16 protein-coding genes are annotated in these 24,963 nt (G+C 46.0%); 13 read left to right on the top strand and 3 right to left on the bottom strand.

The window, feature by feature from the left end:
- Positions 1–81: 81 nt before the first annotated feature.
- Positions 82–837: a DUF2161 family putative PD-(D/E)XK-type phosphodiesterase gene (locus tag DYE26_RS14095; protein ID WP_036628562.1), complete on the bottom strand. Its 756-nt coding sequence runs from the start codon at positions 835–837 to the stop codon at positions 82–84.
- A gap of 605 nt (positions 838–1,442) precedes the next feature.
- On the opposite strand from DYE26_RS14095, the gene DYE26_RS14090 reads away from it, so the two are divergent.
- The 12 genes from DYE26_RS14090 to DYE26_RS34865 all read left to right on the top strand — a co-directional run bounded on the left by DYE26_RS14090 (position 1,443) and on the right by DYE26_RS34865 (position 19,934).
- The gene (locus DYE26_RS14090) at positions 1,443–3,338 is read left to right on the top strand and encodes a PrkA family serine protein kinase (RefSeq protein WP_036624836.1); all 1,896 of its coding nucleotides are present in this window, start codon (positions 1,443–1,445) and stop codon (positions 3,336–3,338) included.
- A 420-nt stretch (positions 3,339–3,758) separates the two neighbouring features.
- A complete protein-coding gene (locus DYE26_RS14085) occupies positions 3,759–6,494 on the top strand; it encodes an OmpL47-type beta-barrel domain-containing protein (protein ID WP_051985631.1) in 2,736 nt (911 codons plus the stop codon).
- A 17-nt stretch (positions 6,495–6,511) separates the two neighbouring features.
- The gene (locus DYE26_RS14080; RefSeq protein ID WP_082207885.1) at positions 6,512–12,415 is read left to right on the top strand and encodes a toxin C-terminal domain-containing protein; all 5,904 of its coding nucleotides are present in this window, start codon (positions 6,512–6,514) and stop codon (positions 12,413–12,415) included.
- 5 nt (positions 12,416–12,420) lie between these two features.
- A complete protein-coding gene (locus DYE26_RS14075) occupies positions 12,421–12,933 on the top strand; it encodes a hypothetical protein (RefSeq protein ID WP_036624834.1) in 513 nt (170 codons plus the stop codon).
- A gap of 146 nt (positions 12,934–13,079) precedes the next feature.
- Entirely contained in the window at positions 13,080–13,484 is a 405-nt protein-coding gene (locus DYE26_RS14070) for a DUF4279 domain-containing protein (protein WP_036624831.1), read from the top strand.
- 385 nt (positions 13,485–13,869) lie between these two features.
- Positions 13,870–14,250, top strand: coding sequence for a hypothetical protein (locus DYE26_RS14060; protein ID WP_155621573.1), 381 nt, complete (start codon positions 13,870–13,872; stop codon positions 14,248–14,250).
- Positions 14,251–14,709: 459 nt separating this feature from the next.
- Positions 14,710–15,069 carry a YfjL-like protein gene (locus DYE26_RS35055; RefSeq protein WP_036624826.1) on the top strand — a complete coding sequence of 120 codons (360 nt, stop codon included), beginning with the start codon at positions 14,710–14,712 and terminating at the stop codon, positions 15,067–15,069.
- Positions 15,070–15,922: 853 nt separating this feature from the next.
- Complete coding sequence (locus tag DYE26_RS14045) at positions 15,923–16,717, top strand: hypothetical protein (RefSeq protein WP_036624821.1); 795 nt, start codon at positions 15,923–15,925, stop codon at positions 16,715–16,717.
- A complete protein-coding gene (locus DYE26_RS14040) occupies positions 16,708–18,768 on the top strand; it encodes a peptidoglycan-binding domain-containing protein (RefSeq protein WP_036624818.1) in 2,061 nt (686 codons plus the stop codon). The genes DYE26_RS14045 and DYE26_RS14040 overlap by 10 nt, the downstream gene beginning before the upstream one ends.
- 9 nt (positions 18,769–18,777) lie before the next feature.
- Positions 18,778–19,221: a hypothetical protein gene (locus DYE26_RS14035; RefSeq protein ID WP_036624815.1), complete on the top strand. Its 444-nt coding sequence runs from the start codon at positions 18,778–18,780 to the stop codon at positions 19,219–19,221.
- Positions 19,222–19,394: 173 nt separating this feature from the next.
- Positions 19,395–19,589, top strand: coding sequence for a hypothetical protein (locus DYE26_RS14030; protein ID WP_036624813.1), 195 nt, complete (start codon positions 19,395–19,397; stop codon positions 19,587–19,589).
- Between the two features lie 24 nt (positions 19,590–19,613).
- Positions 19,614–19,934: a pentapeptide repeat-containing protein gene (locus DYE26_RS34865; RefSeq protein WP_082207884.1), complete on the top strand. Its 321-nt coding sequence runs from the start codon at positions 19,614–19,616 to the stop codon at positions 19,932–19,934.
- A 346-nt stretch (positions 19,935–20,280) separates the two neighbouring features.
- Here DYE26_RS34865 and DYE26_RS14020 read toward each other — a convergent pair whose 3' ends face one another.
- Together DYE26_RS14020 and yhbH are read right to left on the bottom strand one after the other, a co-directional pair.
- On the bottom strand, positions 20,281–21,732 hold the full coding sequence (locus tag DYE26_RS14020) for a SpoVR family protein (protein WP_036624811.1): 1,452 nt from the start codon (positions 21,730–21,732) through the stop codon (positions 20,281–20,283).
- Positions 21,729–22,889: a sporulation protein YhbH gene (gene yhbH, locus DYE26_RS14015; RefSeq protein ID WP_036624809.1), complete on the bottom strand. Its 1,161-nt coding sequence runs from the start codon at positions 22,887–22,889 to the stop codon at positions 21,729–21,731. The genes DYE26_RS14020 and yhbH overlap by 4 nt, the downstream gene beginning before the upstream one ends.
- Before the next feature lie 527 nt (positions 22,890–23,416).
- Here yhbH and DYE26_RS14010 point away from each other — a divergent pair.
- Positions 23,417–24,814, top strand: a complete 1,398-nt coding sequence (locus DYE26_RS14010) for a transposase (RefSeq protein ID WP_155621591.1) — start codon at positions 23,417–23,419, stop codon at positions 24,812–24,814.
- The last annotated feature ends 149 nt before the right edge of the window (positions 24,815–24,963 follow it).

Raw genomic sequence — 24,963 nt, 5'->3', positions numbered from 1 at the left:
CACGCCCCATCTCCGCGCCCCGGGGGCCGACGCGCCGCCAACGCTGCGCCCCAGGGCTGAACGCGCCGCCAACGCCGCGCCCTACTCCGCCCCCTCGCTCCGCTCCAAGGCCGCGGCGGCGCGCCGCCACGTGTCCACGACGTGGGCGTACTGCCGCAGCCCTTCCGTCCCCGCGGGCGTCAGACAATAGCGGCCGCGGGCGACGCGGCGGAACCAGCCGTAGTAGTCGCGCTGCAGAATCGCCGCGGCGCTGCCGACGCCGCTGCGGTCGCGCGCGTCCTTGGGAGCCATCTCCCCGCCCCCTTCCTGCAGGGCGAGCGCGACGCGCAGCGCCTTTTCGCGGTACGCCGTCACCAGCTTGGCGCCGTGGCTGCCGCCGACATTGTAATCGCCGCTGCGCTCATGAAACTCGTGCATCAGCCGCTCCGCCCGCCTTTTAACGACCTTGGGCCCCGGGGTGTATACGCTGTCTTGCGGCGCGCATAAAATCTCCACAAACGCGGGTTTCGTTTTGTACCGGGTGACCGCGATCAGGCCCAAACCCAGCCTGCGGCACAATATGGTGATTTCGCTCCAGCGCTGATTGTGGGCCCCTTTTTTCGCGCGGTTTTTCTCCACGGCCAAATAAACCTCGCCGCTCAGCTTCTGCCGTTCGAGTCCCTGCAGCAGCAGCGGCAGGTTAAATGTCTTTTTCATTTCGACGATCAGCGGCTCATCGCTGCCCGGCCGATAGCCGACCAGGTCGCAATGGCGGACTTCGCTGCGCACGATGTATCCGCGCTCCTCAAAAAAAGCCTTCAACGGGGCGTATAGTTCCGTCTCATGCTGTACGGCCATGACGATCTCCTTTACAAGGTTGTTCAAAAAGTTATCTTTCCATGACGAAGCAAGTTCATGAAGCGGAACGGCGTCGAATCTTGAATTCAGCCGGGCCTTCCGGTGCTCACGTACCCAAAACGTACGCTCCGCTCCTTTCGTCCCTAGCTTCATCCAACCTTCTCGGTCCTGCAAATCTAACTTTTTGAACTCACATTTTACAAGGTTGTTCAAAAAGTTATCTTTCCATGACGAAGCAAGTTCATGAAGCGGAACGGCGTCGAATCTTGAATTCAGCCGGGCCTTCCGGTGCTCACGTACCCAAAACGTACGCTCCGCTCCTTTCGTCCCTAGCTTCATCCAACCTTCTCGGTCCTGCAAATCTAACTTTTTGAACTTACATTTTACGTATCCATGATCAGTACAAATTATAGCACAAACCTCAATCCCCACTTTTTCGATGCGAATATTTTTACCCCGAAAACGGTCAACTTCTCGGGAAAAGCCGCATAGGAATGTAATACACTTTTCAACGTGGAAGCTCCATTTAAACTCAGCTTCAGATACAAAGGCCAAGGCCGGGGACGCGGGAGAACCCCTAAGCGGGAGTACAGGAGGTACCTAACATGGACATTTTTGAACGTATAGCGGCTTACCGGGCGGAAAGCGACTCTTTGTCGTGGAGCGGCACATTTAAACAATATATCGAACTTTTGGCCAAGGACTCTTCGCCGGCGATGACCGCCCATGCCCGAGTTTATGAGATGATCAAGTCTTATGGGATAGAGGAAGTTGACGGCCGGAAAAGGTATAAATTTTTCGAGCAGGAAATCTTTGGGCTGGACCGGGCGATTGAAAAGCTGGTTGAGGAATATTTTCACTCCGCCGCCCGCCGGCTGGACGTCCGGAAGCGGATTCTGCTTTTGATGGGCCCGGTCAGCGGCGGTAAATCGACGCTGGTGACGCTGTTGAAACGGGGGCTGGAGAAATTTTCGCGGACGGACAAAGGGGCCGTATACGCCATTGCCGGCTGCCCGATGCATGAGGACCCGCTCCATCTTGTTCCGCACGAGCTGAGGCCCGAGGTAGAGAAGGCACTGGGCGTCCGGATCGAAGGCAACTTATGCCCGGTCTGCCAGTTGAAGCTCAAAACGGAGTACGGCGGCGACATTGAAAACGTCAGGGTGGAGCGGGTGCTGCTCTCCGAGGACGAGCGGATCGGCATCGGCACGTTCAGCCCTTCCGACCCAAAGTCGCAGGACATCGCCGATTTGACGGGAAGCATCGACTTCTCGACGATTACCGAATACGGATCGGAGTCCGATCCCCGGGCATACCGGTTTGACGGCGAGTTAAACAAAGCCAACCGCGGGCTGATGGAATTTCAGGAAATGCTGAAGTGCGACGAAAAGTTTCTGTGGAACCTGCTGTCATTGACCCAGGAGGGCAACTTTAAGGCCGGCCGGTTTGCGCTGATCAGCGCGGATGAGCTGATTATCGCCCATACGAACGAAGCGGAATACAAATCGTTTATCGCCAATAAGAAAAACGAGGCGCTGCAGTCGCGGATGATCGTGATGCCGATTCCATACAATCTCAAGGTGTCCCAGGAGGAGAAAATTTACGCGAAGCTGATCGGTCAAAGCGATATGAGCCACATTCACATTGCCCCGCACGCGCTAAGGTCGGCGGCGATTTTTTCCATCTTGACCCGGCTCAAGGAGACGAAAAAGCAGGGCGTCGATCTGGTGAAAAAAATGCGCCTGTACGACGGCGAGGAAGTGGAGGGCTACAAGGACGCCGATTTGAAGGAGCTGCAAAACGAATACCTGGAGGAAGGGATGTCCGGCGTCGATCCGCGTTATGTAATCAACCGGATTTCCAGCGCGCTGATCAAGCAGGACCTGCATTGCATGGGGGCGCTCGATATTTTGCGGGCGATCAAGGACGGTCTCGATCAGCATGCCTCCATCACGAAGGAGGAGCGCGAGCGCTATTTGAACTTTATCGGCATCGCCCGGAAGGAATACGACGAACTGGCCAAAAAGGAAGTGCAAAAAGCGTTCGTGTATTCGTTCGAAGAATCGGCGCGCACGCTGTTTGAAAACTATCTCGACAATATCGAGGCGTTCTGCAACTGGACCAAAATCCGCGATCCGCTGACGGATGAGGAGCTGGACCCCGATGAGCGCTTGATGCGTTCCATCGAAGAGCAGATCGGCATCTCGGAAAACGCCAAAAAAGCGTTCCGGGAAGAAATCCTGATCCGCATTTCCGCCTACTCGCGCAAAGGAAAAAAATTCGAATACAATCATCACGACCGGCTGCGCGAGGCGATCGAAAAGAAGCTGTTTGCCGATCTCAAGGATATCGTGAAAATTACGACGTCGACCAAAACGCCGGACGAAAATCAGTTGAAGCGGATCAACGAGGTCAGCAAACGACTGATCGACGAGCACGGGTATTGCCCGGTGTGCGCCAACGAGCTGCTGCGCTATGTGGGAAGCTTGTTGAACCGTTAAATGAACATGCTCTGCCGGTAACATCCATGGTAAGATGAACTCCCTGCTTTGATATTTCTGAAGAATATCGAGGCAGGGATTTTTTTACTTAGTTCTGAAGCCCTGAAACTTCATAGAGTACTAATTTTCAATTATAACTCCCGAGGTTAGGCGGCTTAGCGCAAAATAACTGATGGATAGAGATTTCGGACAAGGTCGTCTGAGCTCTGTCCATTTTTTAGTTGTAATTATTTTATACGGATCGGCGAATCGTCTTCACACAAATCTTTCTAGCATAAAAAACGATATAAAATTAGTAACATCATGTATCCAAACAAGGTGTCGAACATGTTTCGCTATATGCAAAAGCCAAAAATGGAATGATAATACTATTTAGATTTTTTGAAATTAGGAGAATGGGTGGGCGGGAGTGAATCATAAGTGAATCTAAAGAAGCAGGTCTTTGGATATTACATTGGAGGCATGCATATAGGAGATGGAACAAGATTACAACTTTATAGAGTCTTGATTAGAAAGGGGAGCAGTATGACTAGCAAAAGAATAAACAGACAAGTTTGCCTTATGCTCATCGCAGTATTTTGGATATTATCAGTTTCATTATATATTACAAGCAATAAAGCAGAGGCAGCAGGTGAGTGGAAACCGATTTATAGCAAAACTCAAAGACTAATGTACTACGAAGATAATGTGTACTTGCATTATCCAACAAATATCCCTAGAAGTGAACTGGGGAATTACAGAATAGATCTCTCTTGGACTTATACCACATATCTTATATATCACTACAATAAAACAGATATTGGTACTATTGATGTTAGAGCAGTAAAGTCTGGTGACACAAATATTATGAGGAGAAAAAATATTGTATATGGGGGTAGGGACGATTCTGCTTCCTATTTGTTCTCCAATAACAATGACTTTTCTGTCACAGAAAACATTCTAACTCACTTTAGCACCTATGAACCTAATCTTATAGATACCATCACTATGGTTATCTACTATAGAGATGCAAGCCCTCCTACTAATCCTACAATATCTGTTAACCCACCGGGATATACCCAAGGCAACGTCTCTGTTTCGATCGGTGGGAGTACGGACATCACTGGAGTTGCCAGTTATGAGTACAGCCTTCAAGGAGCTCATAATTCGGGATGGACGGTATATAACAACCCGATAACGATTACCAACCCCGGACAGACCACGATTAGTGCCAGGGCGGTAGATGCAGCGGGCAATGTCAGCGGGGTGAGCACTTCCAGTGCGTACATAGACCAAACGGGCCCAACTGAACCAGCCGTATACATTAGCCGATCGGATTGGAGTAATACGGACGTCATGGTAGGCATCAGCAGCCACGGGGCGGACAGCCAGTCCGGCGTATCGAGAAGTGAAATCGCCGTGACAGGAGCAACTAATATAGGATGGCAAACCTATACGGGAACGTTCAACATATCCGCTAATGGTCAGAGTGTCGTCCATGGCCGAACGATAGACAATGCTGGTAATGTGGGTCCAGAAAGTACAGGTATGGTCTACATTGATAAACTTGCGCCCAACCTGCCAACAATTAGCATGGATGGGAACTGGACCAGCAGCGGTAAAACTTTTACGCTCCAACACGGAACAGATAATGGAGGAAGCGGAGTAAACCGAAGTCAATACAAGCTCGGAGATAGTGGGGCATGGACCGATTACACCGATCCGGTAACCGTAAACCAAGAGAACCTCGTCGTTTACGCCAGAACGATAGATAATGCCGGTAATGCGGGCGAGGTTGCTCAATCCAACGGAAATATTGACTGCACACCCCCGACGCAGCCTTCCATTACATTGAGTGAGACCGGATATACGTCCAAAAATGTTTCGGTCACCGTAACCAGCGGGCAGGATGCCCTGAGTGGCGTGCTGAAATCACAGTATCGGATTGATAGCTCAGGAGCATGGACCGATTATACGGCGCCCTTTTCAGTGACCAATGAAGGGGTAACGACCATCTATGCCCGTACCATGGACAAAGCAGGGAATGTGAGCGAAGAAGCAACCGCAGTGGCTAAAATTATTCGGACCAAGCCGGTAAAGCCAGCTATCACCTTAAGTCCTGTGGACTGGACGAGCCAAAATGTTATCGCGACAATCAACAATCCAAACAACTCAACTGGAAGCATCTCCTACAAGGCTCAGTATAAAGTCGGGGATACCGGCGCATGGGCTGATTACCAGTCTCCCATCACCGTTGGAGATGAAGGCATAAAGGTGTATGCGAGGGTTGTTGATGCAGCAGGTAACTTCAGTGAAGAAGTCTTGGCTGAACCAAGAATAGATACGACAGCTCCGACGGAACCTGTGATTGAAAGCATGTTGAATCCGAGCGGATCAGGGGCCAATATCACGGTAACGCCGGGAACGGATACACTTAGCGGAGTGAGCCGGACGGAGTACAAAATCGGGGATCAGGGCACCTGGACAGCGTATGCGGCTCCATTTACCGTTAACCGTCAGGATGCGGTCATCGTCTATGCAAGAACGATAGATCGGGTCGGGAATGTATCCATTGAAGCAGTAGCGGTAATTGATGCGAATTTATACCAGAAAACACTGGCCGAAGCCATCCAAGCAGTTGAAAAAGCTGAGGCATCGAAGCTTCAGTCGGATATCAATGCGGCCCGCACCCTCATTAATGATTTAAAGGATACCGATCAAAAACTTCTGCTGAACCGATTGAATGCTATCCAAGTGATGCCGGATGTGCCAGATGATCAAAACGGCCCGTCTACTCCTGCCAACCTAGTCGGCACAAATGTAACGCCAACCAGCATCAAACTGTCCTGGAAGGCTTCTACCGATGATGAAGGCGGGGTCAGCTACGAAATCTATATTGACGGTCAGCTCATAGGTGAGACAAGAGAACTCGCTTATGAAATCACAAACTTGGATCCGCAAACCAGCTATGCGTTTACCGTGAAGGCCAAGGATGCCGCCGGAAATTATTCCGGTCCGAGCAATACGGTCACTAAAGGCGTGTCTAAAAACTATAACTACAAGTATGATGCCGCTGGAAGACTGGACTATATCGAGTCGAACGGCAAAGTGATATTCGATTACCAATATGACAAAAATGGAAATCTAATACAAATTATTGCACTGGTCAATCCTTAAGATTGGAGAAAAGGTCGATGAAGAGAAAACTGGGTACGCGTAATATTGCTATATTCCTGCTGCTACTCATTTTTTTCAATACAATGAATGCCTATATTCCTAACATCGCGAGCGCTTCCGAGAAAACGGGTACATACGAACAAATCGCTTCCCGCTTTGGAATGTCTGCTTCATTTATCCAGAACGAGCTGCAAAAAGGATACTCTATAAATCAGGTTTATACTGCACTTTTTCATGCAGAACAGGCGAGTAAAACTTATGAAGAAGCCTTGGCGGAATTGTTTCCTAAGGAATTAAATAAATCAGAAACCGTTACGAGTAATGTTTATAATCGGTTAAATACATCGCCTTTAGACGGTATCGTAGTTTTTGATGTCACGGATGACGTCGATGCGAATAAAACAGAGGACCGTAGTTCTGTTACTGAAGATGTGTACTCGATTGGTAAGACTAAAGCGAATTCCTTAAATAGAGTGGCCGATATACCTGTACTCCCCCCAATAACAGAAGAAGCTCCGGTTTACGATAAAACTTCATTTAACGACGCTCCTTACTCCGTGGGAAATGAAAAAGAAAGCATTTCCACTCTTTCGGGTAACTTGCATGTCCAAAATTCAGATATGTCGTTACCGGGGAGAAATGGTCTTGGATTTTCACTTACCCGGCAATATAATTCCAACGATGCCCAATTTTATGGCATGGGAGCTACATTAATTGATGTAAGCGAAGCAAAGCAAAATTACTACGTCGAATTTAATGTCATTGAGAAGCCTATCATAAGACAATATAAGGTGAGCTATAACGAGAAAAAATGGATCCAGGAAGATACCAATGGAGACGGGATTGTTGACCGCAATACCTATGATCTCCCTGCCACAACCAAAGTTGTAGGAACCTATTCAACATTGGAAGAGGCAAATCAGGCGGCAAGCCAAACAATCACATATACTGTTCCTGCGGAGTCCAAAATAGTAACTAAATACCGAACGGCCAGGAATCCAGATTCGTTGCCGCAATCCATAAGTTATAATCAAGATGGTTTTGTTGGAAGTCTTGAACCTAGAGGACGAGCGGAAGTGATATCAGGTTCATATACACCTTTGGACTCTAAATATATTTCAAACTATAGTTGTGAGATCGTTAAAGTAGGGAGTTACGATGGCTATGGATACTGGTCTCCTAATTTATATGATTATCCTGGCGGTTCATGTGGTAAATCAAGACTAGAATATAACGATGGTACCTATAGCGGAACATTGTCATTTAACTATGATTTTATATGGTTAGGTTGTCCTTCTCCTGAATACAAAAAACGTAATTCGGTGTGCACTGTACGAGGCGATGCTTATTATTCGGGGACAGTCTTTTCAAAAGGAACTGAGGATACCCGTATATGGGGACAGAACTACGAAGGGATTGTTACCAAACCTGGGTACACCAGTGACACCGGCTACGATGCTTGGGTCGACAATGGGCAGGGAGGAAGGATAAGGTACGCATATACTGCTGACGGCCTGCCATGGATCGATAAGCTTGAGTCTGAAGGAAATGGAAGTAAGGTTCTGAAACAAACACAGCTTTACTCTACACTGGAAGAAGCCGAAGTGTGGAAAGAGTTTATCGGCAGCAATTCCGGTTTAGAGATTACCGGCTCGGAAGAAGGCGCCGAACCTAACTATCGGTATTATATTGCAGAAGGTGCTCATCCCGTTATTGGTGCAGTAACCGTTGAATATCAACCCAAATTTATCTATCAGAATACGACTAATACGCCGCTAAACGAGCAGCTTTTTCCATTAGGCAAAGGGTGGGCCTGGAATCTCCCTTATGTAGAAACCAAAGATGATAAACAATATATTCATCTTCCTGAGGGTGGAAGTTATGAAATTGAGGGAGACCAACTCAAAAATTATGATTGGAAGGGACTTACCTTTGTAGCGGACGAAAGCGTAAACGTAAATGGTGAAGTGTCAGCTTACGTACTAAAGTCAACGAATGCCCAGCCCAAATACTATTTTTCGAAAGACGGCAGATTACTGCAGATTTCGGACGCTCATAACAACTTTATTCACTTTTACTATGAGCAAAATGCTACTTATAATCGTAAATTGTTGAGCAAAATTAAGGATGCCATAGGGAACACAATAGAAATTTCGTATTCCGCGACTGAGGTTACAGTTGTTAAAGGAAATGAGACAGTTGTTTATAAAAAGCATACGGAGCAAGGAGTTGAACTTCTCGATTCGATAACAGATGCAGCCGGAAGGAAAACGACGTATTCATATACTTTGGCTCCTGCTAAATTTAATCTAAACGCCTCAGAGCCAGGAAGACAATTGTCGAATCCATACGCGCTTCTGACCAAAGTGTACCATCCTACCGGGGCTGCCACCGTCTTCACCTACGATGATCAGCCGGTACGGCGCTATATTGGTGCGAATTCTGTTAACGAAGCTTACCGAGCCGTCTCGCGAGTGGATCAAATTATTTACAGTAATGACCTTGTTGAGGAGTTTAATCGCGAAACGATACACTATACCTCTGACATGGCAGCGACCTATAATGACAATACAAGCTTTTCAACCCTTATTAATAACGGGTTAACTAATTCGACTTATAAGTACAATAAAAAATATGTCGATAATAAAGTAGGTTCCAAATATTACCTGGAACAGGCCGTTGTTCAAGCAGTGGATAACGAGAAGGTAACCAGCTATCAGTATAATAAACAGGTAGAGGGCAAGTCGTATTCGGCGCCGGTTCCAACGGTTACTACTTCGAGAAATAATCAAAATTCAGATGTATATACTTCAAGTGCGGTGTATGACGATTACGGGAATGTTACGGAATCAACGGATGATCGGGGCTCAAAATCGTACTATACGTTCGATGACAATCACCTCGTTAAAACAGCGATAGAACCTTTAGACTCCAACACCAATGGCTATGTTGAATTTGTACGAAATGGGCAAGGAGATATTGTTCAAACTACTGTTCGCGAGAACAATGCAAGCGGTAAATTACTGCAGAAGGTGGAGTATGCGGATAGAGACTCGTACGGGAATGTCACCAAGCAAATCATTACTAATGATGATAGGACGGTTACTACTCTGAGCGAGTTCAGCAGTCAGTATGGTAATGCATTCCCTACTTTGCAAAGTGTACAAGTGACGAATGCGGATGGAGATATTTCAACAGTCAGCAAAAAAATCAGTTATAACAAAGAAACGGGACTAGTCAGTGCTTCGACGGATGGAAATGGCCATGAAACCGCTTATGAGTATGATGCACTTGGGCGTGTGATTAAGGTAACCTATCCCGATGGAAACAACATAGGCGCATCTTACGACGATCAGGAAAATACGGTAACCGTAACGAATGAACTGGGAGTAAAGTCTAGAACGCGTTGGAATGCTCTAGGATGGAACATTGAGACTGGCTTGTATAATGGCACAGAGTATCAAGTTAAAACAAAATCGGCTTACGATCACAATGGCCGACTGGTATCGAGTGAAGATGCATTAGGAAATCTCACCAGATATACCTACGATGGTTTGGATCGTCTGACATCAACAACTTACCCGGATGGTTCTACGGCTACATCGACTTACAACGATGCTCTTCGCCAAATAATACAAGCTGATGGAGAAGGCAATAAACAAATTAACACTTACGACAAGTGGAACAGAATTGAGATAACGGAAGAACAGCCTGCTAATCAAGATCAAAGTACGGTTGTGGCGAAGTTCGAATACGATCGGGTCAACGACCAGGTTCTAAAAGATTATGATGCTCTGAATAACACCACTTCTTACAAGTATAATTCATCAGGCAAAGTTATTTCGGTTACAGATCCTAACGGAGACATCACCAAGTATGACTATGATATGCTTGGAAATCTAATTCAAACTACCTATCCTGATGGTAACGTTAAGTCGAAGAGTTACGATGAGCTTGGACGCGTTATTCAGAACAAAGACGAAGTCGGCCAGTCCGAAAAACAGTATTTTGATCCTAGTGGAAATGTAATTCGTGTGGTAGATCGAAACGGGAACTCGACGGTTTTTGAATATGACAGCCGCAATCGTTTGAAAACACGGAAAAGCAACAGTGAAACGGTAAGTTATACCTATGATGCAGCCGGTAAACGTCTGTCGATGACGGATGGAACCGGAACAACTTCTTACGAGTATGATAAGTACACGGAACTGTTGAAGACGATGACTTACCCGGATGGATTAACCCTTAGCAATCAATATGATGCAGGAAATAATCGAATACACATGGCAGGTCCATTCGGAGCCGAAACATTCTATACTTATGACAACCTGAACCAAGTGAAAACGGTAGGAAGTGTAGAAAAGCAACCGGACACAACGTATCAGTATTATAAAAATGGACTGGTTCAAGGCGCAGTTTCCAGCAATGGTTACGAAACTCAAAATCGGTATACAGGCTCAAAATTGACGGAGTTAAATCATGCGCTGGCAGAAAATGTTACCCATCATTTCGAGTATGGTTATGATGATAATAAAAATATCAGAGAGCGCCTGCAAAACGGAATTAATGATTCATTTACGTATGATGAGCTAAATCGAATAAACACCTCGACAGAAAATAACGAGACTTACACCTATGACTCCCGAGGCAACCGTCTTACCTTGATGACGGTTCAAGAATTAAAGACGAAACCAAGAGAATATAGCTATGATGATCAAAATCAGTTAACAAGGGTTAGTCTGAATGGTCAAACCGTCGAATACCGGTATAATGGAGACGGTCTGCTGGTTGAAAGAATTCAAGGCGGAGTACACACGCGCTATTATTATGACAGCAACAGTGAACAAATTATAGCCGAAGCAACCGTAGAAAACGGAAAGGCCAATTTGGTCGCAAATTACACAAGAGGACTGAAGCTGGAAGCTATAGAATATGCAGATCAAACCAAAGCCTATCCGTTATATAATGGACACGGGGATTTAATAGAGCTGAGAGATTCAGCAGGGACGTTACTGAACCAGTATCAATATGATATATGGGGAAATATCATTTCCGAACAGGAGAAAGTCCATAATCCATTCCGTTATTCCGGTGAGTTGTGGGATGATGAGGTTGAGTTACAATACCTGAGAGCCCGCTGGTATGATCCGTCGGTTGGTCGATTTATAAATGAAGATACGTATCAGGGGCAGCTTACTGATCCGCTAAGTTTGAATTTGTATACGTATGTGCAGAATAATCCATTAATTTATTTAGACCCGACGGGGCATAGACATGAGCAAGGAGCCGGATTTACGGTCACCCCGGATATAACAACACTTACACTTGCCGAATTAAGACAACAGCTTCCTAATTTTAAATTTGTGGATCATAAAGAGATGTTTTATGAGGCGCAGCAATACCAATCTTTGTGGTATAACGGAAGTAAAGCATTTGATCGTCTTGACGCTGCGTCCTTAAGCCATAGTTCGTATGTTGTCGTCAAGCTATACTTCTTACGGAAAGATGGCCAGGATTTATCTGAGCTAACGGTAGGGCAGCTAGATAAAATGAGCTTTGACCTATCCAGCGCCGGGTTTAAAATTGATTCAATTGCTCTAGGTTTATATGGCGCGTCTTATGGGGTTAAGGAGACGAGTGAACCAACACAGAGTGGGAATAAGCTGAAGTTGCATTTGCAGCAGTTTGGTGGTATGACAACCAAAGAAGCTACGGCGGCAGCAAAAAAACTTGGGTATACAAAAACCAACTTTACATCTCATGGCCAACCTGTCTTTAAGAAAGGAAATAAATATATTACCCCTGATGTAGATGGACACAATGGTGGGATATGGAAAATGGCTGATTCTGTGAAAAACTTAGGCAGTAAAAGTACTAGGATGGGTACTTACGATGAAAACTTAACTTGGATTGGAGATTAAATAGAATGCATTGCTGGAGAATAACAAAGTATGATCCTGCATATCGCGACTACGAAGGGAACTTTAAAAAGGAGGAGTGGACATCATTTTCTGATATTGGGAGAGTATTTGGAGGAAAGCAATTTACCATAACAGAATATCTGTCTATAGAGAGTAAGTATATCAGCGCAGTAACCATTCTTATGGATTATATGAATGTATCTTCATTGGAAATTAGCAATCTAGAGAAATTTGAAGATAGTATTGTTCAAAATCAGTATGTTACAAGAAATATGGTCGAGATGTTTACGACTATTAAAGATGGTGATAAATTTAACGTTACAAATATCCCTGATTTATGTAAACTAATTCTTCGTGAGCATTCATGGGGAAAGTTGTCCACGTCTTCAATGTTTGTTCATTTTGGTTATGACTTCTATATGTATATTGGACTGCAAAAAGAATGCCGACTTGGGCTAAATGAGATTAGAGAGTCGGGGTTATTTATAGAGGCATTTACCTCGCCGTATCTAATCTAAAGATTACGATTAACCTTGATTGGCTCCGTGCTTTTCAAGGTTTCTTTTTTTGGCGGAGACTACCCAGTACCGAATGGAACCTATCATCAGGTTCAAAATTCTAAGTTATCGAACAGGTGAGTACATTAACTAATGGGAGAATGTACATGGATAAAACAAACGTGAAAGTAGAATTCATTATCACTGGTGAAGAGTTTAACGTTACTGAGATAAGCGATTTATTAAAGCTAATTCCGTCGAAATCTTGGGATAAAGGAGATGATATACCTGGAAAGAGCATCAAAAGAGTGGAGACAATTTGGATGATTGAAACTGAATATGAAGAATCTCTTGACATCAACGAACAACTGTCTAAAATTCTTGACAGTATTTTAGACAAAAAACTTATCTTGAAGGAAATCAAAACAAAGTATAGCCTTGAATATGTTTTTGCAATAGTAATAAACGTAGAAAATAATGAAAAGCCTTCAATGTACTTTAATCATGATTTTATTGAATTTGCCAGTGAAATAAAAGCCGAGTTTTACGTAGACCTATATATTTACTCATAAGTCATAGTTTTTATCTTGTCGTCAAGTTATATTTCCTACGAAAGCATGGCCAAGATTTATCTGAGCTAACGGTAGGGCAGTTGGATAAAATGAGTTTCGAAATTTCCAGCGCTGGGTTTAAAAATTAATTCAATCGCCCTAGGCTTATACGGTGCGTCTTATGCGGTTAAAGGGACGAATCTTTGTAGCAACCATTCTTACTGACCCAAGCACAGGTACTAAAGTGAGAATACATGCAGAGCCTGGGGGAGGTACTCCTTATTTTAGGGTTCAAAATAAGGGCGGCGGCTATCTTGATGACAATGGAGTATTCCCTAGCAACGCAACAAAGCAAGAATTAAGAGATGCAACACATTTCTATTTTGTTAGTAGGTGAGTTAAAGTGTTGGCTACCAATTTGCATGATGTTCTAGAAAATTTCGATTTTACAGATAGCATAGTTACTGAAGTGAAGTGGGATGACAACCTAATAGACCTGATAGTAGTTGTCGATTACTATTGGGATATTCAAGATGGTCGTGACACTACAAGACTATTAAAGATCATTTTCAAAAATTGCATGAAAGCGGATTTTCAATTCAGCACAGAACTTCCCTTAACTTCTCATGAAGTAAACAAAGAAAGTCTCTTTACAATTGTCCTTTTCAAAGAGATGGCGGAGAGTAAAAACAACTCGTATAAGCAAAATCATGTGGGGATTTTTACTACAAACTACTCAAAACCGTGGTTGTCGGTAGTATGTTCTGATGTAATGTTGGAGGAATAACACCATCTATGAACCTTGATTGACTTCGTGTCCTTCAAGGTTTTTTCTTTGGTAAGGCTACCCAGTGACGAATGAATCCATCATTCAACCATTAATACTTATTTTCAGAGCCATAGAGAAACTCCTTTCAGGTATACAGGGATAGCCGATAGGGACTGATGGTCCAGTAATAAGTGAGTTATGTATATATATGAACAATATCTGCTCAGTATGAGGTCATAATGGGTTAGAAGAAACACCCTATGATCAGGACGGAAATCCTCCTATGAAATAAATGGCCTGCATTTCAATTAAAACGGCAATTTTTATTGAAATGGCACTAAAATAGGGGAGGTACAATCATATCCGAACGATTTGATATATTTTTGAAGAATATTAACATAGGAATGCAACTATTAGATTAGAAGCGTGTAGCAGGATAGGGATTGAATATCTATCCTACTACTAAGGGGTGATGAAGTGAAATATTGGATCACAGGACTTGTAGTTTTTACTGTACTGTTTTTTGCTTATAGCATATTTAATGGAACGCCGTGGGGGAAAGAAAACATGAGGAAAGAATCATCAAGATACTTGCAGGACAAGTATGGTGACGAGATGAAAATTGAATCGGTAAAGTATGATTTTGACAATTCATTTTATTTCAAGTATAGGTACTATACAGTAGTTCACTTAAAGAAGAATCTACAAAATCAATTTCAAGTAAACAAGTACAAGGAGAAGTTAACGGAAATTATTATATATCCTACTGGGAATATGAAGTTAAAAATGAGATTAAACAGCAATTTCACCAAATATCAAGTGTGTCGTTTCAATTGAGGTCTGATCCATCACAAGATCGATCAGAAATTAACGGAATATATCCGCCTAATTACCATGAAATAAAGAAAGAAATCAAGGAAAAAGATATGCCTGAATTAAGACTATGGATTAGTGTAAATGATGACAAGCAAGAGCAAATTATGAATGCAATTTTTGAAATCGTTTTGTTTCTTAAGGAGAAGGACTACAGATTATCGTCTATTAGTTTTATGTTAGATAATCAAACAAATAATGAGTCATATTATCTGAGTGGTATGGATTTAAAAGAGGTTACTGATCTTAATTCACTGACAAACAGGCTAAAGTAGTTTTTTATTCACCACATGCGAGTGTGACAACTGCATGTGGTCTTGTTTTTTACGAGTCCTGCCGCCCCGTGCACTATGCACCCGTTCATTTAGTAGGCGGAAGAGAACGAAGCCAAGCAAATACAGCTATTCATGCCAATGAAAAAATGATTCCAATCGAGGAAGCATTGCAAAAGTGCAATAGGAAGCGGCAGCGTACTATAATGGTTTCTAGTGTCCAAGATTTGATGGCCATGTTGACCGCTCACCGTAAACCAGTCAAGGCCACACTTGACTGGTGATTGGATTCCTTTGCTGGGACAGCCACGTGGTGAGCGATGGGGTGCAGGGGACGAGTCTCCTACGTTTCCCTTAGTAAATTATCCTCATAAATGTGTCCGGGGCAGCCCCGTGCTGCTCCGGACTTTTTGTTCATTTATCTAGGTGAAACGGATCATTTGTGGGATATTATGCCAACTAAGGAATTGTGAGGCCGGCGGCGGGTTGATAGAATGTATTGAAGTGTCTTTTCCATAAAATATCTAAATGTCCAGGAGTACGGAATGAATAGGACTAACTATGTGCTGTCGAATGATGAGGGGTTTTACCTATGCTTGCTTTCCGGAGCCACTACCTTTTTCGGTTTGGAAGATGTGCTGAATGGCCTTAATTTGCAGGAGGCCCGCCAACGATGGGAGAAGGTGTCCGGCCGGCTGAAGAGCAAACATATTTTGATGGAAGAAGATGAGGATCAACTATACATAGAGCGTGATTATGCTGCGATTGCGGAAATTTTGTCGTTCCCGGACCAGGTGATTGCTTGCTTGGTGGAAAAAGGCGGGGCAGTCTCCATGGAATTTATCCATTGCCGGGCGGGGATGTTCACGCGCTTAACCGGGGAAGAGACTTGCGAAGTCCAGCTTTGCACCGGGCGGGAAGAAGCGATTGCCATGCTCCGGAAGCAGTTTTTGCTTAGCGATTGTGAGCAAGAGGCGTTTTATCGTTTACCTGCGGTGGAGGCCAATTACGCTCTGGCGCTTGCGGAAGCTGGAGAACGGGGAGCGGCAACGGTTCTTTGGCAAAAGCTTGGGATAGATCGCCAAACCTCGTCAGACTTAGCGGAAGCCTTTGGGCCACAGTCCGATTGCCGGGTCATTGCCGGATACCACTTGGCTTCTGGAGAGGAGGCCGAAGCGCTGTTTACCTGTGCGCGAACAGAAAAAGGAACCTGGATGCTGGGGATGATGCCGGAGCGAAGTCAGGCCCTTTTGTTTCGGCGCAAACCGCTTTCCGCTCTTGAACAACTTTTTGCGTTTCCAAGTATGTTGGGGAAAGGAGGGGGAACGTCTTGGAACTGAAGGTTGATCCGGCCCGCATTAACGGGCTTGCAGACGAAGTACGCCGGTTGGAGCAACAGTTCGGAGATCAAGTCACAGTTACGCTAAAAAGGGTATCGGAGTTAGCCAGTAGAACAAGTTCGGCTTATTCCGAGCCGGGAGTCCGCTCCGCAATATCTGAAGTGGAGCGGCGGATGGAGCGGATTAGGCAGTTGTCCCGGGAGATCGGCGACGAATTGCGCACGAAAGAGAAAACGCTGCGCTGGGCGGCGAACGAGTATACTCGCCAAGAGCAGGAGTCCTTTTTGAAGGCAAAGCAGTTAAAACTTCCGGTTACCTTAAACCCATTTGACGCGTTCCCCACGACTTCAGGGAATAAAACGAGCGTCTTTCCTTTGCCGTTTTCGGCGTTTTCCTTATTCTCCCGGGCAGCGGTTTATCTCCCTATCCATGTGGAGCCGCTTACGAAAGAACTGACTCTGGATCCGGAGCATAACAGCGACGAAGTTTTAAAGCTACAAGAAAGATTGCAGGAACTGGGATACGAGCTGGAAGCGAGCGGGTATTTTGACTCGGCCACGCTGGCAGCAGTTAATCGATATAAGGAAAAGTATGGCCTGGACAATGCCGGCGATCGGCAAGGAATCGTGGATGAAAATGTGTGGCGAACCTTGTTCGGGACGTTAAGCGGGCTGCTGACGGTGCAAATGCACGGTCAGGCCTATTCCGAGCCGTTGAAAATGGCGCAGCTGCGGTTGCAAGAGCTGGGGTTTGAGGTCGAGGCGAACGGCTATTTTGATGAAGCTACCGTACGCGCGTTGGAAGGGTTCCGGGAGGTTTACGAGAAGGATCAAGACGGGCTCCAGGGTGTAATCGGGCAGGCAACCTGGCAGGCGCTGTTTAATATTCCGAAAGTGGAACCGGTTGAGGAGGCCAAGCACGAGCCGCAATACTTTATTATGGCCGATGATCCGCGAAGCTATTCGCTGGACGATGTGCTAAACCGCGATGATCCGGAAGTTCAGGAGCGGCTGAAACAGACCTGTTGGGCAGATTTGACCAAGGAAGAACAAGACAGGATATATAACGAACAGAAAGAGCTTGAGAAAAAAGAAGAAAACGAAATGCGGCAAAAACAAAGCGGCATCGGCAATCCTTTTTTCGCGAACCTAATGGTCGGCGGGTCAAATGCCGTGGTGAACGCAATCAACACGGCCTCGGCAGGATTGCCGGAGCTGCTTGCCGAATGGATTATGGGACCGGAGCCGGAAGGATACGTAAATCCGCTGGATGATCCGTACGGCAAAGGAGTTGGCGAAGCTGCCGGAAATGTAGCCGGGTTCTTTTTGCCCTTTAAATATGTGAAGGCAGTGAAAACACCGGCGGCCCTCTCCAAGCTATCGCCGACGGTGGTCAGATCCATGACGGCGGGAGCGATCTTCGGCACGGCCACCGAAGCATCTGACGCGGTAACCGACTTCAAGAATGACGGCGACCAAGACCTCACAGGCCGCGCCCAAAATATCGCCCTCGATACCGCTATGGCCGGAGCCGGGGACGTGACCTTCACCTATGCGTTTAAGCTCATTTCCAGCGCGCTCAAGAGTACAGCGGGACAAAAGCTGAACGGGTGGCTGAAGCGTTCGGAAGTGGATGAGGTGCCGGCAACGCAAGGAAACTTGGAGACGCTGGTACCGAGTAAGATGGCTGAGGGGACGAGTAATCTTTTCAATACACTGGAGAATTTAGGGTTAAATACACCACAGAATATGGTTCGTGCTAAAAAATTGCAAGCTGTAGGTGTAACAGAAGAGAACATCACTAAAGTGATTCAAAATGAAATGAACTCTTCCACGTTTATTCAAAAGAAAATTTTGAACTTGGATGAATTTAAATATCTTAATGCTGAACAGCGAAGTGCAGTAATTTCAGCAATTAATGATGGTAGAGTTGATTCAAATGGTCAGAGTATTACTTTTGAGCAAGCGAGTAATATTGCAAATAAAATTAAGGAGAAATTCCCAAACAAAACTATTGAAATATGGACATCAGATGGGGATGTCATTAAGTAGGAGGATATCATGAGAAAGACATGCAAGTGCGGAGTAACTCTGTCGGATACAATTGTACCTAATAATGTAGTTTTTTGGACTTATAAGGCAACTGAAAAAAATCAACTTATTAAAAATTTTGAAGGAGAATTTACTGATCTAACTCAAATTGCAATTTGGTACTGTGAGGAATGTAAACGATTTTACTATTGGGGTGACGATGGAAAAGTATATACGTATGCACTAAGAAACGAAGAGGTGTTAGACTATCATAATATAGACTGGGAAAAAGATGAGAGTTTGTACTATTCTTTTAATGATTTTGAGGAAGAAGAACTAAGAAGTGAAATGAAGAGAACGGGTGAACTTGCTATTCCAAGGAAAATAAAAATACTAGAAAATAGGAATAAAATTGCGATTAAGTCAAATGGAAATGAAGCTATAAAGCTATATCAGCTAGAAAATGTTGAATAATGTAACAGCAAATTGTAAAGAACGTATTAATGCAATTACAACGGCAGTATCTCTTATGGAGAAAATGGAGAGTATAACAAGAACTAAATGCCGTCGCCGTCACAGTAGGGAGGGAAAATCCATGAATCGTTTTCCATTAAATGAGCCCTGATACGGCGGGAGAATGTCAGGACATGGATTTGATCTTGATGATCTTCCCTCTGCGCCGCATCTTGCTGTATCTCTTTGTCGGCCGGATGCTCGGCTGCGATGATAGTATGTTTTTAAAACATCATAAATTGGCAGATTCGGAGGGTCATATTGGAGAGAAATTAGAAATTGTGAAAGAAGAATTAATACAACTGAAGCTTACATGGATGAATTTTTAGTTGTTCAGAGATTGAAGAGTCAATATGCACAATTCGTTTTTGACTAATAATGATATGAGTGATTGCTATTTTTTAAGTATATCATTCGAAGAAGTGAATCTCTCGGAGTGTATACTGAGTAAAATAGTATTTGATTACGCCTCCCTAATACATTCAAATATAAGAATTTGTGTAGGTATAAAAGCGTCTTTTGATGGTACAGACCTTAGCTTTGTTAATATATCTGGATATGACTTGAGGCGAGCATCATTTCGAAGAGTAAATTTAAGCTACGCAAAGTTTTCTAATGTTGACTTAACAAATGCTCTAATACACGAGAGGCGCAAAACCAAAAACGGTGCTTGACCACCAGAAAAGGCACAGATCCCTTAACCGAGCTGCCATTCTAACGGTTGTCAGCGCCGTTATTTTGGTAAAATGCCGAGGAAATTAATTTTAACGGTTGTGGCAGAGCTTATTTTGCCTTTTTTCTGCAGATTCGCGTCTTTTTCGCCTAAATAGGCGCGATCATAACCGTTAGAAATTGAAACCCTGTCTTTTCGGCTAATTAGGCGCGATTACAACCGTTAGCGTTAGACCGGTGGCCCGGAGATCCAGAGACCCGAGGGCCGAACCGTTCACTCCATACGAAAGGATCGGCCATCTGATCTTGTAGTCCGTCACTGATTTCGGCCCACGGCTTACGTCTCCATTACAACATCTTCCGCAGATGCTTCTGCCCGTCGTAGGAGAACAGCGCGCGTTTGTCTTCGACCACGGTTTCCAGGTGGACGGGGCGGCCCCATAAACGGTAGACGTGGGGGAGCGTATGCTCCAAGTATTTCAGGTCGAGCTCAAGGCCTTCATATTGATGTTTTAGCAGCAGTTCGCCGGAGCGCAGGTAGTCGCCGTCCTGGACGACGATGTACGGGGAACCGCCGTTTACGCGGGTGGCTACCAGTTGATCGCGGATGTGTTCCCACGTCTTATCGGTGATTTTCCATTCCGGGCCCTGCTTCTCGAAAATGTACAGGTCGAGGTCGCGCACCAGGTCCTTGGTCAAATAGCTGCGCAGGAAGGAGATATCGGAGTCGAGCTCGCGCACTTCGAAAATCTTTTCCCGGCCCTGTCCGGGCTCGCGGCCGAAGCGCTCCTGTTCCTCCTTCGTCGGATTGTCCCAGCGGCGTTCGATATCCTCGAAGATTTTCAGCCCGAGATAATACGGGTTAAGGCTTTGCTGCGAGGGCTGCACGACCGAGGCGTTCAGCTTGGCGAATTCGATCGTTTCGTCGCTGGTCAGGTCGAGTTCGCGGATAATGCGCTGGTGCCAATAGGAGGCCCAGCCTTCGTTCATGATCTTAGTCTCCATCTGCGGCCAGAAGTACAGCATTTCCTCGCGCAGCATGCTCATGATATCCCGCTGCCAGTCCTCCAGCGTTTCCGAGTATTCCTGGATGAACCAGACGACGTCTTTCTCCGGCTCGGGGGGGAAAGAGGACTCTTTGGCTTTGGTTTTGGCTTCGGCTGCGGCTTCGCGTTTGTTCGCGATCACGTCGAGTTCCCACAGGTCGTCGTATTCCTTCGGCTTGATCCGCCCCTGCCGCCCTTCTTTGGCCAGCCGCAGCTTCTCTTCCATCTGCCGGCGTTTGTCGTACCGTTTCGGCTTGATGAGCTGCGGGTCGACATGCTCCTGGATGGCCAGCACGTCGTCGAGGAAGCTTTCCACCGTACCCGCGCCGTAGATCAGTTCGTAGCGGCTGATCCGCTCGGCGGTGGCGGACATGCTTTCTACCATATCCCGGTTGGTGCCGGAGAAGCGGACGTTGTTTTTGAAAAAATCGCAATGCGCCAGCACATGCGCGACGATCAGCTTGTTTTGGATCAAGGAGTTGCCTTCCAGCAGAAAGGCGTAACACGGGTTCGAGTTGATAACGAGCTCGTAGATTTTGCTGAGCCCGAGGTCGTATTGCATTTTCATCTTATTGAACGTTTTGCCGAAGCTCCAATGCGAAAAGCGGGTAGGCATGCCATAGGCGCCAAACGTATAAATGATGTCGGCGGGACAGATTTCGTAACGCATCGGATAATAATCGAGACCAAAGGAGTCGGCGATTTCCATAATTTCCGCGATCGCGTATTCGAGCTGCTCATGTTGGCTGTTCAACTGGCCGCACCCCCTTCGCGTTTGTGGAAAAACCGCTTCAGCGCGTTATAAACCTCGCCTTTTTCCTTGATGACGTAATACATGAATTTCTCCTGCTTGATGTTCCGGTAAGCGGACATCAAGGTGCTGCCGCGGTTGTACTGGTTGACCTCACCGTAGCCGAACAGATTGCAGCGCTTCATGAGCTCGACGATCAGCTTGGTGCAGCGTTCGTTGTCGCTCGTCAGGTTATCGCCGTCCGAGAAATGGAACGGGTAGATGTTGTAGCTGGACGGGGGGTAACGGGAATCGATGATTTCCAGCGCTTTTTGGTACACGGACGAGCAGATCGTGCCGCCGCTTTCGCCGCGGGTGAAGAACTCTTCCTCGCTGACTTCCTTGGCCTCCGTGTGGTGGGCGAGAAACACGATTTCCACCTTTTCATACTGCCGCCGCAAAAAGCGGGTCATCCAGAAGAAAAAACTGCGCGCGCAATATTTTTCGAACGCGCCCATACTGCCCGACGTATCCATCATGGCGATGATGACGGCGTTGGAGTGGGGAATGACGACTTCCTCCCACGTTTTGTAGCGCAGATCGTCGGGCGTGATGCCGTGGATGCCCGGCGTGCCGGCCGTCGCGTTGCGGCGGAGATTTTCCAGGATCGTCCGCTTTTTGTCGATGTTGGACATGAGGCCTTTTTTGCGTATATCGTTGAAACGGTAAGATTCGGTCTCCAATTCGTCTTTGTCTTTTTCCTGAATGAACGGCAGCTCCAGCTCCTCGAACAGCATATCCTCCAGCTCCTCGATGCTGATGTCCGCCTCCACGTAGTCGATCCCCGGCCGATCGCCGGCTTTGCCGCCTTTTCCGTTGTCTTTGGGACTGTCCTGGCCAAGCACGTCGCCGACCTCGCTGCTTCCGTCGCCCTGGCCGACATGCTTTTGTTTCTGATAGTTATGGATAAACCGGTATTCCTCCAAATTGCGGAGGGGTACCTTAATGATCTGTTTTCCGTCGGACATAATGATGTTTTCCTCGGTTACGAGATCGGGGAGATTTTGCCGGATGACTTCCCGCACCTTCTCCTGGTGGCGCTGCTGATCCTGATAGCCTTTGCGGTGCAGCGACCAATCCTCTTTGGAGACGACGAAATTGTACCGTTCGGGCGAAGACATGGTGAACACCTCCATATGTGGAATTACGCCAGCGCTGTGAAGTGGATGTAAATAAAGTATATTCACGGGGTGAGGCGATATGTGAGGGGGAGTTGCTATATAAGTAGAACTGTTGGTTATACATGTTGAACTATTGGCATACGCGATGGAGGTTCACAGCATGAAATTGGTAAGTAAGCGTTAATGTAACGGGGCAAAGCGGCTTACCGGATCCGGAGTTTTGGAGTAGTTGCAAAATGTACACTTACATATCCGCAAATGCTGCCACAGCGCTTGATTAAGTCTAAAACCTGCAGTTACTCCGCTATCTTTCGAAGAAGAGTCAAAAAGACGAGGAAATAGCTGCATGAAAGAGTCAATTTCATAATTCAAAACGCTTGATATAACTGGATTTTTTGGGCATAGAAAAAGGAGTACCTCCCCAAATCTCGAAGTAATAGTGACCAAACCAAACTCGAGAAAGAGAAACGGAGGTAATCCCTATCTATTCAATTCGCCAAACGGAGTTGTTTTCCTTCGAGGAATTAATGGAAATGCGCCCCGAAGATAAGTACAGCCAAATCTTCGAGCATTTGGATCTTGCCCCAGTCATGCAGGCACTCAGCAAACCAAAACGTCGCGGGCGTAAGGAAGAATTAAATTATCCAGCCATGGTATATTCGCTGCTCATCGCAAAGATGGAGGGTATAGAATTCGTCTCTTCCATCATAAAACGTCTGGAAAGCAGCGAGGAGTTTCGCATCCAATGCCGGTTCACCGGCTCGGACCGTATACCAAGCGAATCGACCTACTCTCGGCTGAATCTGGCGCTGCAGCAAAAGGGTCTGCTCGAACAGGTGCTGGACCGTTTGGTGAGAGCCGCTCATGCCGAGGGTTTCTTAACGGGAGCTCATATCGCCGTCGATTCCTCGGCGGTTGAAGCGTGGGACTGCCAATATGGAGAATCTGCTGCCAAACGCCGAGCCGCAAGGAAACAGAAGCAAAAGAAGGAATCTTCGGTGCAACAGCTCGAAATGGAGCCCGTTCTCCCCGTGTCTGAGACCGAACCCACGAAGCCGACAAAGCCGGTTTACGGGCGTGGAAATTGCTCGGCCGAAGAAAAGGAGCGCCGCCGTAAAGAACGGGAAGCATACGAGGCGAGCCTGCCCCCTTTCGAAAAGAAAATAGAAAACATGTTGCCCTTCACCTACGACGAGCTGTTTGAAGCGATGCCCAGGTCTGCTTCGCGTTGCACCAAGAAAAATTCGAAAGGCAAGCTCACCACCTGGTATGGCTATAAAGCCAACATCGTAGTGGATACCGATAGTCAGTATGTGCTCAGCGGGGTACTGAGCTCGGCTCATTTGAACGACCAACGCATGGCTGTACTGTTGCTCAAAGGTCTTCCACTTAAGTTTCCCATGCTGAAGGTGAAATATGGGTTGGGGGACAAAGGCTACGACAGCACGCCCATTTACGAGTTGATTCGTTCGCTCCAAGCTTACCCGATCATTGATATCATCCACCATACGGCTCCGCCGGAAGGGATGAATCTTGATTATGGTCCGGTTTGCAAAGAAGGCCACGCCTATCGGTACGACAGCTTTGATCCCAAGTATGAGACACTTCGGTATACCCGTCCAAGCGAGTGCAAGGAATGTCCGTTTGCGGAATCCGGCTGCCAAAAGGTGTTTAAAATTCGGATCGAAACGGACGTGCGTAAGCACACCTATCCGGCAAGAGGCAGCAAAGGGTTTAAAGAACTGTACAAAAAGCGAACGGCTGTCGAGCGTGTCTTTGCCTATCTCAAGGGTTACTATGGATTGAAACGAACACGTCACCGCGGTGTCCGAGCCAACGTCGACTTCCAACTCAGTATACTTGCGTACAACCTAACCAAGTTTGCACTCGATAAGTTGAATAAACGCCTGCCTCAAGCAGCATAACCGTATTTTTTTAAACAAGCAGCATTTTATTTTCGGTAATTATAGCTCTATATTCGAATCGAATTATGAAATTGACTCTGAAATGCAATTAAACGAACGATTGGGCAAATGGATATAAAGTTAGTTGTATGATTTGCAATTAACGGTCA

It is taken from the genome of Paenibacillus macerans, assembly GCF_900454495.1.
GTDB lineage: Bacteria > Bacillota > Bacilli > Paenibacillales > Paenibacillaceae > Fontibacillus > Fontibacillus macerans.
Note: the sequence above shows the minus strand (reverse complement) of the source record. Positions and strands in the feature narration are given on the sequence as shown.